The sequence below is a fragment of the Pseudoalteromonas sp. SANK 73390 genome, assembly GCF_054966645.1.
This window is the reverse complement of sequence record NZ_ARPN01000088.1, coordinates 1-15,337: the sequence shown is the minus strand read 5'-3', so window position 1 is coordinate 15,337 and position 15,337 is coordinate 1. Positions and strand designations below refer to the sequence as shown.

General features: G+C 42.5%; 17 protein-coding genes. 10 read left to right on the top strand and 7 right to left on the bottom strand.

The features are described from left to right. Nucleotides 1-43 precede the first annotated feature (43 nt). Complete coding sequence (locus SANK73390_RS11020) at nucleotides 44-1,495, top strand: TrkH family potassium uptake protein (RefSeq protein ID WP_462766072.1); 1,452 nt, start codon at nucleotides 44-46, stop codon at nucleotides 1,493-1,495. A 125-nt stretch (nucleotides 1,496-1,620) separates the two neighbouring features. Next, on the top strand, nucleotides 1,621-2,298 hold the full coding sequence (locus tag SANK73390_RS11015) for a flagellar brake protein (RefSeq protein WP_462766071.1): 678 nt from the start codon (nucleotides 1,621-1,623) through the stop codon (nucleotides 2,296-2,298). Nucleotides 2,299-2,303: 5 nt separating this feature from the next. Here SANK73390_RS11015 and trkA read toward each other — a convergent pair whose 3' ends face one another. Genes trkA through def form a run of 4 tightly spaced genes read right to left on the bottom strand, consistent with a single transcriptional unit; the run spans nucleotide 2,304 to nucleotide 6,474 of the window. Continuing rightward, nucleotides 2,304-3,680, bottom strand: a complete 1,377-nt coding sequence (gene trkA, locus SANK73390_RS11010; protein WP_462766070.1) for a Trk system potassium transporter TrkA — start codon at nucleotides 3,678-3,680, stop codon at nucleotides 2,304-2,306. A gap of 9 nt (nucleotides 3,681-3,689) precedes the next feature. Then, on the bottom strand, nucleotides 3,690-4,976 hold the full coding sequence (gene rsmB / locus SANK73390_RS11005) for a 16S rRNA (cytosine(967)-C(5))-methyltransferase RsmB (RefSeq protein WP_462766069.1): 1,287 nt from the start codon (nucleotides 4,974-4,976) through the stop codon (nucleotides 3,690-3,692). Then, nucleotides 4,976-5,920, bottom strand: coding sequence for a methionyl-tRNA formyltransferase (gene fmt, locus SANK73390_RS11000; RefSeq protein ID WP_462766068.1), 945 nt, complete (start codon nucleotides 5,918-5,920; stop codon nucleotides 4,976-4,978). Before fmt ends, rsmB begins: the two co-directional genes overlap by 1 nt. Before the next feature lie 47 nt (nucleotides 5,921-5,967). Next, nucleotides 5,968-6,474, bottom strand: a complete 507-nt coding sequence (def, locus tag SANK73390_RS10995) for a peptide deformylase (protein ID WP_462766067.1) — start codon at nucleotides 6,472-6,474, stop codon at nucleotides 5,968-5,970. 119 nt (nucleotides 6,475-6,593) lie between these two features. On the opposite strand from def, the gene SANK73390_RS10990 reads away from it, so the two are divergent. From SANK73390_RS10990 to hemF, 6 genes are all read left to right on the top strand, one after another. Next, a complete protein-coding gene (locus tag SANK73390_RS10990) occupies nucleotides 6,594-7,718 on the top strand; it encodes a LysM peptidoglycan-binding domain-containing protein (RefSeq protein ID WP_462766066.1) in 1,125 nt (374 codons plus the stop codon). Nucleotides 7,719-7,744: 26 nt separating this feature from the next. Beyond that, nucleotides 7,745-8,836, top strand: coding sequence for a DNA-processing protein DprA (dprA, locus tag SANK73390_RS10985; protein WP_261594142.1), 1,092 nt, complete (start codon nucleotides 7,745-7,747; stop codon nucleotides 8,834-8,836). 2 nt (nucleotides 8,837-8,838) lie between these two features. Beyond that, nucleotides 8,839-9,312: a DUF494 family protein gene (locus SANK73390_RS10980; protein ID WP_261594141.1), complete on the top strand. Its 474-nt coding sequence runs from the start codon at nucleotides 8,839-8,841 to the stop codon at nucleotides 9,310-9,312. Between the two features lie 77 nt (nucleotides 9,313-9,389). Then, nucleotides 9,390-9,965, top strand: a complete 576-nt coding sequence (locus SANK73390_RS10975; RefSeq protein ID WP_462766065.1) for a DNA topoisomerase family protein — start codon at nucleotides 9,390-9,392, stop codon at nucleotides 9,963-9,965. A gap of 28 nt (nucleotides 9,966-9,993) precedes the next feature. After that, nucleotides 9,994-10,524 (top strand): L-threonylcarbamoyladenylate synthase type 1 TsaC, encoded by a 531-nt coding sequence (gene tsaC, locus SANK73390_RS10970; protein WP_462766120.1) that lies wholly within the window; start codon nucleotides 9,994-9,996, stop codon nucleotides 10,522-10,524. A gap of 5 nt (nucleotides 10,525-10,529) precedes the next feature. Beyond that, the gene (hemF, locus tag SANK73390_RS10965) at nucleotides 10,530-11,444 is read left to right on the top strand and encodes an oxygen-dependent coproporphyrinogen oxidase (protein ID WP_462766064.1); all 915 of its coding nucleotides are present in this window, start codon (nucleotides 10,530-10,532) and stop codon (nucleotides 11,442-11,444) included. Nucleotides 11,445-11,491: 47 nt separating this feature from the next. Here hemF and SANK73390_RS10960 read toward each other — a convergent pair whose 3' ends face one another. Both SANK73390_RS10960 and SANK73390_RS10955 read right to left on the bottom strand, forming a co-directional pair. Beyond that, on the bottom strand, nucleotides 11,492-13,099 hold the full coding sequence (locus SANK73390_RS10960) for a methyl-accepting chemotaxis protein (RefSeq protein ID WP_462766063.1): 1,608 nt from the start codon (nucleotides 13,097-13,099) through the stop codon (nucleotides 11,492-11,494). Nucleotides 13,100-13,203: 104 nt separating this feature from the next. Then, complete coding sequence (locus SANK73390_RS10955; protein ID WP_462766062.1) at nucleotides 13,204-13,653, bottom strand: group II truncated hemoglobin; 450 nt, start codon at nucleotides 13,651-13,653, stop codon at nucleotides 13,204-13,206. Nucleotides 13,654-13,680: 27 nt separating this feature from the next. Here SANK73390_RS10955 and aroE point away from each other — a divergent pair, with 27 nt between their 5' ends. Next, nucleotides 13,681-14,499 carry a shikimate dehydrogenase gene (aroE, locus tag SANK73390_RS10950; protein ID WP_462766061.1) on the top strand — a complete coding sequence of 273 codons (819 nt, stop codon included), beginning with the start codon at nucleotides 13,681-13,683 and terminating at the stop codon, nucleotides 14,497-14,499. 2 nt (nucleotides 14,500-14,501) lie between these two features. Continuing rightward, a complete protein-coding gene (locus SANK73390_RS10945; protein ID WP_462766060.1) occupies nucleotides 14,502-14,738 on the top strand; it encodes a DUF1488 family protein in 237 nt (78 codons plus the stop codon). Here the strand turns inward: SANK73390_RS10945 and SANK73390_RS10940 are convergent. Continuing rightward, a complete protein-coding gene (locus SANK73390_RS10940) occupies nucleotides 14,721-15,254 on the bottom strand; it encodes a gamma carbonic anhydrase family protein (protein WP_462766059.1) in 534 nt (177 codons plus the stop codon). The genes SANK73390_RS10945 and SANK73390_RS10940 overlap by 18 nt on opposite strands. Between the last annotated feature and the right edge of the window lie 83 nt (nucleotides 15,255-15,337).

Genomic DNA, 15,337 nt, shown 5'->3' with positions numbered 1-15,337 from the left:
TCAACATTCTATAACTTTAAATGACTGATAAGCGAAAAGCGGCATGCAATTTCGTACCATAATAAAAATACTTGGCCAATTGGTCGCACTATTTAGTATCACCATGGTGCCTCCGGCGTTGGTGTCTTTAATTTATAAAGATGGTGGCGGGGTGCCATTTGTTTTGGCTTTTGTGTTTAGTATCATAATTGGCTTAATGGCTTATTATCCAAACCGAAAAGAAAATGGTGACCTCAAAGCCAGAGAAGGCTTTTTGATTGTGGTTTTATTTTGGTTAGTACTGGGTTTTTTTGCTGCGGTACCTCTTATTTTTTTACAATCACCTAATTTATCTCTTGCTGATGCCGTATTTGAGGCTTTTTCTGGGCTCACCACAACGGGGGCAACCGTGTTAACGGGTATTGAATATTTACCTAAATCGGTCTTATTCTATCGCCAACAGTTGCAATGGTTAGGTGGTATGGGGATCATCGTTTTGGCGGTGGCGGTGCTACCGATGCTCGGTGTCGGTGGTATGCAGCTATATCGTGCTGAAACACCTGGGCCCGTTAAAGATTCTAAAATGACGCCGCGAATAGCCGATACAGCAAAGCATCTATGGTATATCTATGTATCGTTAACTGCTGCTTGTTCGATTGCTTATTGGGTAGCAGGTATGGGCTGGTTTGATGCGATATGCCATGCCTTTTCGACGATTGCGATTGGTGGGTTTTCTACCTATGATGCTTCTATGGGGCACTTTGATAGCCCTGCGATTAATTTTATATGTGTGTTGTTTTTATTAATTGCCGGCATTAACTTTTCTTTGCATTACGCTGCGGTATCAAGTCGTAACGTCAGAGCATACCTTCGAGATCCAGAGTTTAAAGTGTTTTTACTTATTCAGCTGGCGCTAGTGGTGATTTGTTTTGCGGTGCTCTCTTCCAATCAGGTTTACAGCAATGGCGATGAGACCTTAGATCAAGCCTTATTTCAATCTGTTTCAATTAGCACGACCGCAGGGTTTGCCACTGATAACTTCTCTGCTTGGCCATTGTTTTTACCTATCTTACTTATTTTTTCAAGTTTTATAGGTGGATGTGCTGGCTCAACAGGTGGGGGAATGAAGGTTGTTAGGGTCTTTTTACTTTATTTGCAAGGCGTTCGAGAGCTTAATCGCTTGGTTCACCCTCGTGCAATTTATTCCATTAAGCTTGGCCGAAAAGCATTGCCTGATAGAGTAGTGGAAGCAGTTTGGGGATTCTTTTCAGCCTATGCGTTGGTCTTTGTTATTATCATGATAGCTTTACTGGGCACAGGGCTTGATAATATTACCGCGTTTTCTGCCACTGCGGCATGCTTAAATAATTTAGGGCCTGGTCTGGGCGCCGTGGCAGCGCATTATGGTGATATTACTGATGCTGCTAAGTGGATTTTAACTATAGCGATGGTCTTTGGTCGGTTAGAAATATTCACACTTTTAGTACTGTTTACCCCTACATTTTGGCGTGGCTAAGTGGTAGTCTAATTATTGATATTGCCGTATTTAGTGTTTTTAAATGCGGCTATAATCAATAATTACAATTCTTAATCTGTTCTAAGCTTAATCTGCTATAGCCTAGACATGTATAGGTTATCTCTATGTTTAAAAATAAGTCCTCTTCTGGTTATCAAAAAATTGAGCTGATTTCGGTGGGCAATGTTGTTGACCTTGAAATTCTTATGGCCGCGAATTCTAAGCGAGTAAAAACGGAATTTATCGGCTATCTGGAGGGGCAGTATATAATTTTAAATTATCCAAACCAAAAGCTATTGGGTAAAGCGGCTGAACATGTCAAAGAAGGGGCTTCTGTGATTGTGCGTGCTGTGGCTGATCATAGCGATGGGCAAATTATTGCGTTTAAAACGGATGTTAAAGCCGTCGCCTATACTCCAACGAAGTTGATTTTTCTTTACCCCCCGCAACAAGTTCAAAGTCAAAGCTTACGACATCAAATACGTATACCTACCTTGATCCCCGCCACTTTAGCAACCGATAGCACTAACCTTGATGGCGTAATTAAAGATATATCTCATACGGGCTTATTGTTTAGTGTTTTGGGCTCTCAGGTTGACTTACCAAAACTCAATGGTCAATCATGTCATGTGGTCATTGCGGATAAGAAAAAACAAGAGACTCGCCTTCAGGGAGAAATATGTAGCACGACTTATCAAGATGATGCGTTATTACTTGGCATTAAGCTAATTGCTGATGAAGGTAAAGTAGAGGCTCTGATGCAGCAGTGCCTCATTGATTTGTCGGCACTGCATGACAAGTAAGGCTATTAAACAAAAAGGGCGCTTACTTGGAATAACTTTTCGACCACACTGATGTGGCGTTTATCAATCAAAAACATGATAACGTGATCGCCCGACAGTATCGATGTATCGTCATGTGCAATTAACACTTCATCATCACGTACAATGGCTCCGATAGTGGTACCGACGGGGAGTTTGATTTCGCCGATGGTGCGTCCGACCACTTTTGAGGTGTTTTCGTCGCCATGGGCAACCGCCTCAATAGCTTCTGCAGCCCCTTTACGAAGCGAATATACATTCACTATATCGCCTCGGCGTACATGCGTTAACAGTGCAGAAATAGTGGCTTGCTGGGGAGATATTGCAATGTCTATTTCTCCTCCTTGGACTAGGTCAACATAGGCACCACGCTGAATAAGTACCATGGTTTTTTGCGCGCCCATACGTTTAGCCAGCATCGCAGCCATAATGTTGGCTTCATCATCATTGGTGACCGCAATAAAGACATCAACTTGCTCGATGTGCTCTTCTGACAAGAGTTCTTGATCTGACGCATCACCACAAAATACCACGGTGTTATCGAGCATTTCAGACAGCTGTGAGGCACGTTTCTGGTTACGTTCAATTAATTTAACGCTATGGTTGCGCTCTAAAGACCGTGCTAAGCCCGCACCAATGTTACCGCCTCCAGCTATCATAATTTTTTTGTATGAACGCTCAAGTTTTTGCAGCTCATTCATAACTGCTCGAATGTGCTTGGTTGCAGCGATGAAGAAAATTTCATCATCGGCCTCAATCACGGTGGTCCCGAGCGGTTTAATGGCTTTACCTTGGCGGTAAATAGCTGCAACTCGAGTATCTACATTGGGGATGTGTTCTTTAAGCGTTGAGAGTGCATACCCGACTAATAACCCACCATAGTAGGCTTTTACCGCCACCAATGACAGCATGCCTTCAGCAAACTGTAATACCTGTAAAGCACCGGGGTAGTCTATTAACCGACGAATGTACTTGGTGACCAATTGCTCTGGGGCAATATAATGATCAACAGGTAAATCATCATTTTGGAACAGCTTCTCTTTGTACTTTAAATATTGCTCTGAGCGAATTCTAGCTATTTTAGTGGGCGTATTAAAAATACTATAAGCTACTTGGCAGGCTATCATATTCACTTCATCAGAGCTGGTTACCGCGATAATCATATCAGCATCTTCAGCACCGGCTTGTCGAAGTACATCTGGATGGGCACTATGACCGGTTACACCTTGTAGATCGTACTTATCTTGCAGTTCACGCAGCCTATCTCCGTCAATATCGACAACGGTGATTTCATTTTGTTCACCGACTAAGTTTTCTGCTAATGTTCCTCCGACTTGGCCGGCACCTAGGATGATGATTTTCATAGTGGTAACTTATTGTTGTTTTGTTATTTTTGCATAGTAAAAGCCATCACTAAGCCCAGGAAGTAGTTGTAACCCCGGTGTTGTTGGCGTGTCACTTTCGTGTAGCGGCTGGTGGATTGCATCAGCGGTGCTGTTTAAAAAGTTTGCTACTTGTTCACTATTTTCAGCGGGTAGGACTGAGCAGGTGGCGTATATCAATGTGCCGCCCGGCTTTAACAGTGGCCAGATGTTTTCTAAGATTTTCTTCTGCAACACTGCTAAGTCGTCAATATCAGAGTTGCGTCTTAGCCATTTTATATCTGGGTGACGGCGAATAACACCAGTAGCTGAGCAAGGTACATCTAACAATATACGATCATAGGCTTGTCCATCCCACCATTCATTGGGTGTTGACGCATCGGCATGAATGCAGTTTGCTTTAAGTTCCAGACGCTGTAAATTATCTTCAACTCTAAGTAATCGCTCACTATCAGCATCAAGTGCGTCAACATTTGCTTTGGCAAGTTCTAAAATATGACAAGTTTTTCCGCCAGGCGCTGCGCAAGCATCTAAAATACGCTCATTATCTTGTGGGTCTAAGTAGCGCGCAGCAAGCTGAGCGGCAGCATCTTGTACAGAGCATGCTCCTTCTCGAAAGCCTGGTAAGCTATAAACATCACACGGCTTATCTAACACAATGCCATCTTCAAAACGAGGTTCTAGGCTATGCTCAATACCGGCGTCATCTAGTAATTCGCTGTATTCATTCACACTATAGTGGGCACGATTGATGCGTAACCACATTGGGGCTTGTTCTTGGTTCGCCGCTAAAATATCTTGCCAATGCTCTGGGTAAGCTGCTTGTAGTTTTTTCATAAACCAGCCCGGGTGGTTATATTGGCATACTGAGACTCGAGCTGCGCTTTCTTGTAATTCACTAAATTGGCGCTGAAAAGTACGTAAGATCGCATTGACTAGGCCTTTTAGGCCCGGAGCACGCATGCTTTGTAATGCGTTGACTGTTTCGGCAACTGCAGCGTGTTCTGGCGTGCGCATATACTGAAGTTGATACATACCCACATAGAGTAAAAATTGGAATACGCGGCGTTTGCCCTTTAATGGCTGATCTAATAATTGTTGGCAATAATGTTCTAAAGTGGGTAAGTACCTAAGTACGCCGTAACAAATTTGCTGTAATAATGCTTTATCTTTTGGGCTTAGCTTTTGCGCAGCATAAGGCAGCTGAGCACTTAGAGATTGTCCTTTATCGACAACTTGAAATAGGGTTTCTGCTGCAAGCGCACGAACGTTCGTCATTAGTGACCTACCTTAGAGCCCGGAGTTACCCAATCGGCACGGCCATTTAAAAAATCTTGTGCTGACATAGGCTTTTTACCCTGCGGTTGTAGTTGTGTTACTTTGAGTGCTTGCTCGGAACAGGCTATAACAATGCCATTTTTATCACTGCTCAATATGGTTGCAGGCTCGCCTTGAACGTCAACAACCTCAGCTTGCCAAATTTTAACGGTTTGCTGTTGCAAAGTGGTAAAGCATACAGGCCATGGATTGAAAGCGCGTATGTTTAATGAAATTTGAGAGGCACTCATTTGCCAATCAATATCGGCTTCTTCTTTGCGCAGTTTTTTAGCATAATTCGCTTGGGTATTATCTTGCACTGTAGCGACCGCCGTACCGTTACTTATTTGTTCTAAAGTTTTAAGTAATGCAACAGGGCCTAGCTCAGCTAACTTAACGTATAAACTTGCGCTGGTGTCTTGGTCGGTGATTGAACAAGTAGCAATATGTAGCATATCGCCTGTATCTAAGCCTTCATCCATTTGCATGATAGTAACACCGGTTTGTTTATCGCCTGCCCACAATGCACGTTGAATTGGTGCAGCACCTCGCCAGCGTGGCAAGATAGAGCCATGCACATTTAAACAACCCATCTTTGGCGTATCTAAAATAGCTTTTGGCAACAAGACACCATAGGCTACCACCACCATAATATCTGCATTAAGTTCAGCTAACTGGGTTTGAGCTTCAGGCGTTTTTAATGACTCTGGTTGGTAAACTGGTAAATCATGCTCAAGGGCAAGGGTTTTAACTTCGCTTGCTTTGAGCTTTTTACCACGACCAGCAGGGCGGTCTGGGGTGCTGTAAACGCCAACAACATCATGTGGCGAATTAATAAGTGCGCTTAAATGACGCGCAGCAAAATCTGGCGTACCGGCAAAAACAATGCGTAATGGCTTGGTCACTGAACTATCCAAAATAAATGTATGAGGTTAGGGGGAAGTGTTTGCTGCTAGCGAGCAGCAAACTTGGCTTCTTTTTCAAGTTTTTTCCGAATACGCTGGCGCTTTAAGGGCGACAAGTAGTCGATGAACAACTTACCCATTAGGTGATCCAGTTCATGTTGTGTACATATTGCAAGTAGGCCATCGGCGTCATAGCTGAATTCTTCACCTTGTTCATTTAACGCTTTCACGGTAATTTTTTCAGCGCGGTCTACTTTAGCCCAAGAGTGAGGCACAGATAAGCAGCCTTCTTCACTGGTGGTAGAACCGTCTTTTTTGACTATTTCAGGGTTAATTATAACCAATGGTTCGTTGCGCTCTTCAGATACATCTATCACCACAATACGTTGGTGAATATTAACCTGAGTCGCGGCTAAACCAATGCCATTTTCGTCATACATGGTTTCTAACATATCTTTGACGATTTGACGTACTTCATCGTTTACTTCAGTGACAGGTTTTGCGACTGTGCGCAGACGCTCATCTGGAAATCTAAGTACTTCTAACTTTGCCATGGTTACCTTTTATCGTTAAGCTTAAGTGCAAAATATTATATGTTCTTATTTTAGCCATTCGCGTTCCCCTTTAACAGGTTTTGGTTGATAATATCGAAAAATAACTCAAGGAAGCCGTAATGAAACTCTCATTTGCAGCTATTATCGTGGCAACTTGTATTGCTGTTCCTGTTTTTGCTCAGGATAAGCTTAATGTTAAAGCTGATGCACCGACGCAATATGTCGTTAAAGAAGGTGATACATTATGGGATATTTCTAGACTGTATTTATCGTCTCCTTGGCAATGGCAAACATTATGGCAGCAAAATCCACAATTGGATGACCCTCATTTAATTTATCCTGGTGATGTCTTATCGTTGCAGTTTGATACACAAGGACAGCCAATGCTTTCTTTAGAAAAGAGCATAATAAAACTCTCACCAACGGCGCGAGTTAATGTCCAAAAAAGTACCGCTATACCAACTTTACCAATGTCCTTGATAGAGCCATTAATTTCATATGAGCAAGCGCTTAGCGAAAGTGACCTAAGTGACCATCCTTATATCCTAGGTGCTAACTATAATGTGAAGCTCGCCACCCAAGGGCATGTGTTGTACGTAAAAGGGAGCCTCACACAATATACTCACTACGGTATTTATCATGTTGGTAGTGCGTATGTAGACCCCGTAACGAATGAGACGCTGGCTTATGAAGTACGTCTTGTTGGTACCGGTCGGGTATTATACAAAGGTGATCTTACACAAGGTAAACCTGCAAAAGTACGAGTAGAAACCGCTAAGCAGGAGATTAAAGCTCGTGATATTTTGATGCCTATCTCTAAAGGGCATAGTTTCTCTGTGCAATTTAATATGCTAAGGCCATCGCATGCACTGGAAGGAGAAATTATTGCTAGTGAAAATAAACTCAGCGAGTTTGGTTCGACCTCGGTGGTGATATTAAATTTAGGTCGTGATCAACAACTTAAAGAAGGTCATATACTTGATATTAATAAGCGTTCACCTACAGTTATTGAAGGCAATCAAGGGCCACGCTATGTCGAAGATGCGAACAGCTTAGAGAAATTTTCAAAAAAAGTGAGAGAAGCATTTGGGTTAGAGAATAGCCAAAATAGTGTGGTTTGGAATATGCCAGAAGAAAAAGTCGGCGAACTGATGGTATTTAAGGTCTACGACAAAGTTAGCTATGCACTAGTGACTCGCGCACTGCAACCAATACGAATTGGAGATAGTGTTAGTGTAAACTAGTTGCTTTAATGCTCTAAGGAGGGAGCATGAAAAACTTAACGGCACTACAGTGCCTAGCATTGCACGCCTGCAAAGGGCTTGGTATGGCGACTATAAACGCCCTACAAGCAAAGTGCGAACTTTCATCACTATTTCGCTTGTCATTTAACGAATTGAAACTATTGGGTTTAAATGATGCATTAGCACAGCAACTACGCAGTATCGATTGGGATAATTTACAGCGTATAGAAGTGCGTTGTGCGCAATTAAACATCACTATCGTTAGCTATTTTGATAAACACTACCCCACGTTACTTAAAGAAATTGTCAGTGCGCCATTCGTTTTATTTTGTAAAGGGAATATACAGCTACTCGGTAAGCCTCAAATTGCAATTGTTGGGAGTCGCAGTGCCAGTGGCACGGGGCTTGAAATTGCAGCAGACTTTGCTTATCACTTAAATCAAGCAGGGTTAGTTGTTACCTCAGGCCTTGCTCGAGGTATCGATGGAGCTGCACATAAAGGTGCATTGGCTCAAAGTGGTGCAACAATTGCTGTATTGGGCACCGGGGTTGATATTGTTTATCCAAAGCGCCATAACTTGTTATATGAGCAAATATTAGCGCAAGGGTTATTGGTGAGTGAATTTTTTCCCGGTAGTGGCCCTTGTGCCAATCACTTCCCACGGCGCAATCGTATTATTTCTGGTTTGTCTCTTGGGGTGGTATTAGTGGAAGCGCAAATAAAAAGTGGTTCTTTAATTACAGCGCGGTATGCGCTTGAGCAAAACCGAGAGGTTTTTGCAGTCCCAGGTTCAATAAAAAGCCCTTTGTCACAAGGCTGTCATTACCTACTAAAACAAGGGGCAATATTAACTGAATGCGTAGAAGATATCATTGAAGATGTGAGCTTTTTGTCCCAAAACGGTCTATATAGTATAGAGAGCGTGATAAAAAGTGATGCACCACAGGAGGACTGCCCAGTATTGCAAAACCTTGGCTTTGAGGTTACCTCGATAGATACCTTAACGCAAAGGACCCAGTGGCCAGTAGAACGTGTAATAGCACGCTTATTGGACCTAGAGCTTGAAGATAAAGTAGAACGCGTCCTAGACGGCTACATTAAATTAGCGAGGGGTTAATCATGTTTGATATCTTAATGTATCTATTTGAGAACTATATCCATAATGAATCGGATATCTTTGTTGAGCAAAATGAGTTAACGGATGAGCTACTTAGGGCAGGGTTTAACCAAGAAGAGATTTATAAAGCCTTAGACTGGCTAGAGCAGCTCGCTGATTTACAACACAGCGACGAAATTCCTTATTTAAACAGTAAAGCAGACAGTGCCATTCGTATTTATACGGAACAAGAGTGTCAAATGTTAGATGTTGAATGCCGAGGCTTTTTAATGTTTGTTGAGCAAGTTGGTGTGATTGATTCAGTTACCCGAGAAATGGTGATAGACCGTTTGTTTGCGCTGGAGAAATCCGCTATAGGATTAGAAGATTTGAAATGGGTAATTCTTATGGTGCTATTCAATGTACCGGGCAAAGAGCAGGCCTATGCGCAAATGGAAGATCTTATTTTTGATGAGCCGGGTGGTTATTTGCATTGATAATTTTAGGGTTGGCCCTTGACCCTAAAATTATGGCAGTTATATTAGGCGCAAAATTGTGCACTGGCTAAGGTATTATGAGTAAAATTGATCATTCTTTATTTGATGCGAGTCGTCATGCGTTAGAAAAAGAGTATGAGATTTGCCCCGACTGCGGTGCTGAGCTAGTGATCAAGCATAGCAAAAATGGTCCATTTCTTGGATGTGCAAATTACCCTGCGTGTGAACACATTCGTCCATTGGCCAGCCACGATAATCATGATATCAAAGTGCTGGATGACTCACCTTGCCCTGATTGTGGGCATTCATTAGTTATTCGCAATGGTCGTTATGGTATGTTTATTGGTTGTACTGCCTACCCTGTATGTCATTATATTGTGCATGATGAACTTGAGCCTGATCAGGAGCAAGCGGTTGGTTGCCCTAAATGTCAAAAAGGATTACTAACTAAGCGTAAGAATAAGTATGGTAAATTCTTTTATTCTTGTGATCGATACCCTAAATGCAAGTATAGCCTAAACCAGCAGCCCGTTGCTCATACCTGCCCAGAGTGTGGTTGGGGTGTCATGTTGCAAAAGCAACGTGCAGGTAAAGCTATGTTACAATGCCCACAAAAAGCCTGTCAGCACAAAGTTGAGAACCAAAGTGAATAACATTAATTTGGATGCAGCCCTAGAAGCAATGAATGCTGGTGGCATAATTTGTTACCCTACCGAGGCTGTCTTCGGCCTAGGGTGTGACCCAGATAATGAAAAGAGTGTTACTCAGTTGCTTAATGTAAAGCAAAGAGATATTTGCAAAGGGCTGATTTTGATTGCTGATAATTATGGGCAATGTTTATCTTATGTAGATGATGCAAAAATCCCGATGGATAAACGGGCCGATATTTTTTCTTCTTGGCCGGGGCCAGTCACTTGGTTACTGCCTGCTAAAGCTAGTACGCCAAAGTGGTTAACAGGGAGGAATGACACAATAGCGATACGTATTAGTGCGCACCCTGTAGTTAAAGCGTTGTGTCAAAAGTTAGGCAAACCACTGGTTTCAACCAGTGCTAATATTTCTGGTCAAGAGCCAGTACACTCTCTTTTGCAAGCTCGTCAAACTTTTGGTGAGCAAATCGCGTGCTTCGTTGCAGGTGACTTAGGCGGCAATGCTGCTCCAAGCCAAATCAAACATGCACTCAGCGGTGCAACTATCCGAGGAAATGAATAGCAAATATGAGCAAGGTTAATCTGGACACGGTTAAAACATTTCTATTGTCATTACAAGATTCTATCTGTGCAGGCCTAGAGCAGGCTGATGGCAAAGGTAAATTTGTAGAAGAAATTTGGCAGCGTGAGGAAGGGGGCGGTGGTCGTACCCGTGTTATCCGTGATGGTGCAGTGATAGAGCAAGGTGGTGTGAACTACTCCCATGTATTTGGCAATTCAATGCCCGCATCAGCAACCGCACATAGGCCTGAACTTGCAGGTAGGAGCTTTCATGCTTGTGGTGTGTCTTTAGTTATTCATCCTAAAAACCCACATATTCCGACTAGCCATGCCAATGTACGATTCTTTATCGCAGAAAAAGAGGGAGAAGCTCCTATTTGGTGGTTTGGTGGTGGTTTTGACTTAACCCCATTTTACCCTGTTATGGAAGACGTAAAGCATTGGCACCAAGTGGCAAGTGACTTATGCGCACCTTTTGGTGAACAAGTTTATACGGATTACAAAAAGTGGTGTGATGATTACTTTTATCTCAAACATAGAGATGAAACACGTGGTGTGGGTGGACTGTTCTTTGACGATCTAAACCAGTGGGGCTTTGAAACAAGTTTTGCCTTTATGCAAGCGGTAGGTAAGGGCTTTTTAGATGCTTATCTACCGATTATAGCGCGTCGCAAGGACACCTCTTTTGGAGAGCATGAACGACAGTTCCAACTATATCGTCGTGGTCGTTATGTGGAGTTTAACTTAGTGTGGGACAGAGGTACGTTATTTGGCTTGCAAACAGGTGGGCGCACAGAGTCAATTCTTATGTCTATGCCACCGTTGGCAAGGTGGGAGTACAACTTTAGCCCCGAGCCAGGTTCGGCGGAAGCAAAGTTGTACGAGCACTTTTTAAAGCCACAAAACTGGCTAGCAAGTTAAAAAATAGAAAAGGCGCTCGCTGGGCGCCAAAATACAGTGTAATAAAGCTAATCTATTTTAAAGCTTCTTACCTGCTCATCTAAAGAGCGTGCAAGGTTTAGCAATTCCTCACTCACTTTTTTGCTGCCATGGGCATCAACTAATGATTGCTCTGCGTTATCTCGAATGGCTACCACACTTTGATTAATTTCTTCTGCGGCCAAATTTTGTTGTTCGGTGGCATCCGCTATTTGTAAGTTTAAGTCGTTTATTTCATGCATTTGATTGGAGATGTCTTTGAGTGCTTGTGCGACCTTTTTGACTTGAGCAGCTCTATCGTCAGCTTCTTCACATGATGCACTCATTGCTTGCACGGTTTGTTGTGCTTCTGTTTGTAATTTATCTATGGTGCGTTTGATTTCATCTGTGGAATCATGAGTACGTGTTGCTAGGGTTCTTACTTCATCAGCAACGACCGCAAAACCTCTACCAGCTTCTCCTGCACGTGCGGCCTCAATGGCTGCATTAAGGGCCAATAGGTTGGTTTGCTCGGCAATACTGCTGATCACTTCCAGTACTTTACCCACCTCTAATGTCTGTGCTTGCAGTTGACTCACTTGCCCAGCAGCTTGGCGTACATCATGCGCCAGTTGGTTAATACTTAGTTCCGTATGTTCGGCAACGGTCATGCTTTGCTCTGCGAGATGGTTGCTACTATCTGACTTTTCAGAGGCAAAATGCGTGGTATTCTTTACCTCACTTGATGAACTCTCCAATTCATTGATTGCAGCGGCTACAGAGTCAGTGCCTTGCTTTTGTTCTTGAATAGCTTGTTCTGTGGTATCAGCGGAAGTATAAATTGTCTCTGCCGATTGTATTAATATTTGTGAAGTATGTGACACTTGGCTGATGTTCTCTTTGAATGAAGCCATCATTTTATTAAAATTAATAGCTAACCGGCCGAGTTCATCATCGACGGTATCGTCAATGCTTAAACTTAAGTCTTTATTTTGTGATGCAAGACGCATAGTTCGCCCTAATGTTCTTAGGCGCTTTATGAATAGCTTACGAAATAAACTGCCAAGGCTTGCAAAGGTAACCACAAAAATAGTGCTAAGCAGAGCCGTATTTAGCAATGTATTAGAGGAAACGGTAGCATCAATATCTTCTAAAGAGTAGCTAATTCTAACTGCGCCAAGCACATCACCTTCGCTTGCTTGGTGGCAGCCTAAGCAGTTTGTGCCTTTGTAGTCACTACTGGCAATCATCGGTTTAAGGTATGTCATGATGCGTTTATCATCACGTTCTTCAATCATTACTGACTCAATACCCTTAAGTGCCCGTCGTTCGGCTTCACTACTAGGTGATTGATTTGCATTCCCTGGACCATAAAGCTTTACAACCTTTTTACCGCGAATGATGTGCGCATCGTCAATATTAGGGTGATTACGTAGCTTCTGACTTAATATCTCTCTATTGGCCATTGTACCTGTGAGCATCATGGTATTGATCGAGTCAAAATAGTTATCAGCCAACAAGTGAATATTATCAGATACGGTATCTTGGGCCAGCTTTTGTTGTTGACTCGAGCTACTTATAATACTTGCTGTTAGGACTAAAATGCCGGTTACTGCAAGTAGGGCATAAATTTTATGTTGAATAGAGGTCACACGCATCGCACAGTTCTCCTTTTAAGGATGCGTATTATGTCTAAAGGTGTAAAAGTAAGTTTTGACTTAGCGCAAAAAGCCGACCGTTTTCGTGTGCTACCAATGATACTCTAATGCTGATTTATCATGTGGCTGGCTAGCTGTGCTAATGATTGTCTTAGCCCTTCTCTTAATAATGGGTTGTCTATTTCAAGGTCTAGCGCTTTATTCATGCAGTACATCCACTGGTCGCGCAGGTCTTCATTAATAGCAAAGGGCATGTGTCTTTGTCTAAGTCTTGGGTGGCCATATTTTTCCACAAATAAATCAGGGCCGCCTAACCAGCCCGATAAAAACTCGAAAAACACTTCTCGTATTCTATCTAAAGGTTGTGGATGCATATCATATAAGGGTTTTGCGTAGGAGTCTGTGGCCATAATATCGTAGAATCGATCAGCCAGAGCGCGAGCTGCCGTTTCACCACCCATAATTTCATAGGGTGTTTTTTCAGGAGAAGGGGCCGCATCTGTTGATACTTTACTTGCATCTTTTTTAAAGATGCGTTTAATTAACTGCTTCATAATATTGAAAACTTCTTAGGCATAGTTATGGATAAGTACGCGGTGTTTGGACACCCCATAAAGCATTCTAAATCACCGATGATCCACCAAGCTTTTGCAACACAGTGCAAGCAGCAGATCAGCTACGAGGCGATTTTATCACCTTTAGATGGCTTTAAAGAATCAATAAAGCAGTTTTTTGCATCAGGTGGAAAGGGCGCGAATGTAACTTTGCCTTTTAAAGAAGAGGCGTTTGAGTTAGCCAATCAATTAACTCAAAGGGCGCAGCTTGCTGGGGCCGTAAATACACTTAAGTTATTAGATAATGGTTTAATATTAGGGGATAACACCGATGGTGCGGGGTTAGTTGCTGATCTGAAGCGCCAAGGTGCAGAGCTTGATAATGCAACTTTACTATTATTGGGTTCTGGTGGTGCTGCTAGAGGTTGTATTTACCCTTTATTGCAGGCAGGAATAAAACAGATCGTGATTGCGAACCGCACTGCCAGTAAAGCGCAAACACTCGCACAGGAGTTTGCACAATTTGGTGATGTGGTTGGGGTTGGGTTAGATAGCATTAATCAACAACCTTATTCAATAATTGTAAACTCAACCTCTTCTAGCGTTACGGGGTCTGTGCCGGATATACCGTCTTCGGTACTTCAATCATGTCTGCTTGCATATGATATGTTTTATAGTGAACAGCAAACGAGTTTTCTGCAGTGGGTTGGCGAACATAATAAACAAACTACTTTAGTTGATGGAATGGGCATGTTAGTTGGTCAGGCAGCTGAAGCATTTGTGGTTTGGCGTAATACTAAACCTGATATTGAATCAGTCATAAGAGAAATGAAACAAGGAGTATAGCAGTGAATCAAGGCATCTTATTTAACGATGATGTTAATGCTAACGATAATAAATTGGTATTTACGGCTATGGTCAATGGCATGATGGTCAAGTGTGTATTAGCAGTACCCTTACTGAATAGTGAGACGGCAATAAAACACTTTCAAGACCATCAATTTGATTATGAGATGCAAGCTGAGCAGCTCATAGAAGATGAAATGTATGAATTAGATGGCAGTATATTACTTACACTCCTCTAAATATTCGTTTTTCAACTGAACGTAGTTTTGTGCTGATACTTTTAAAAAAGCAAGTTCGTTTTCATTTAGTGGACGCGTCTTTTTCGCTGGGCTACCCACATATAGGTGGCCTGACTCTAAGGTCTTATTGGGTGGAATAAGCGCACCACCGCCAATTATCACGTCATCTTCGACTGTCACGTTGTCCATAACAATAGCCCCCATACCGACAAGAATTCGGTTGCCAAGCGTGCAGCCATGAAGCATAACCTTATGACCAACAGTAACATCGTCACCAATGATTAATGGGTAACCATTTGGGTTCATTTTGCTCGCGCGAGTTAAATGCAACACGGATCCATCTTGTACATTTGTTCTCTCACCTATCTTTATATAGTTAACGTCGCCTCTAGCGGCGACTAAAGGCCAAATGCTACTGTCTTTACCTATAGTAATATCGCCAACAAGTACTGATGACACGTCTACGTAAACGCCTTGTTCAAGTGTCGGGGCAATCCCTTTATAACTTCTAAGCATATATTCCTCTGCAAAACTGGTTTCTATTTGTCTAGTGTAGAGCTTCGCTTAAGAAGAAGCTACAGTGTATAAAGTCGCTTTTA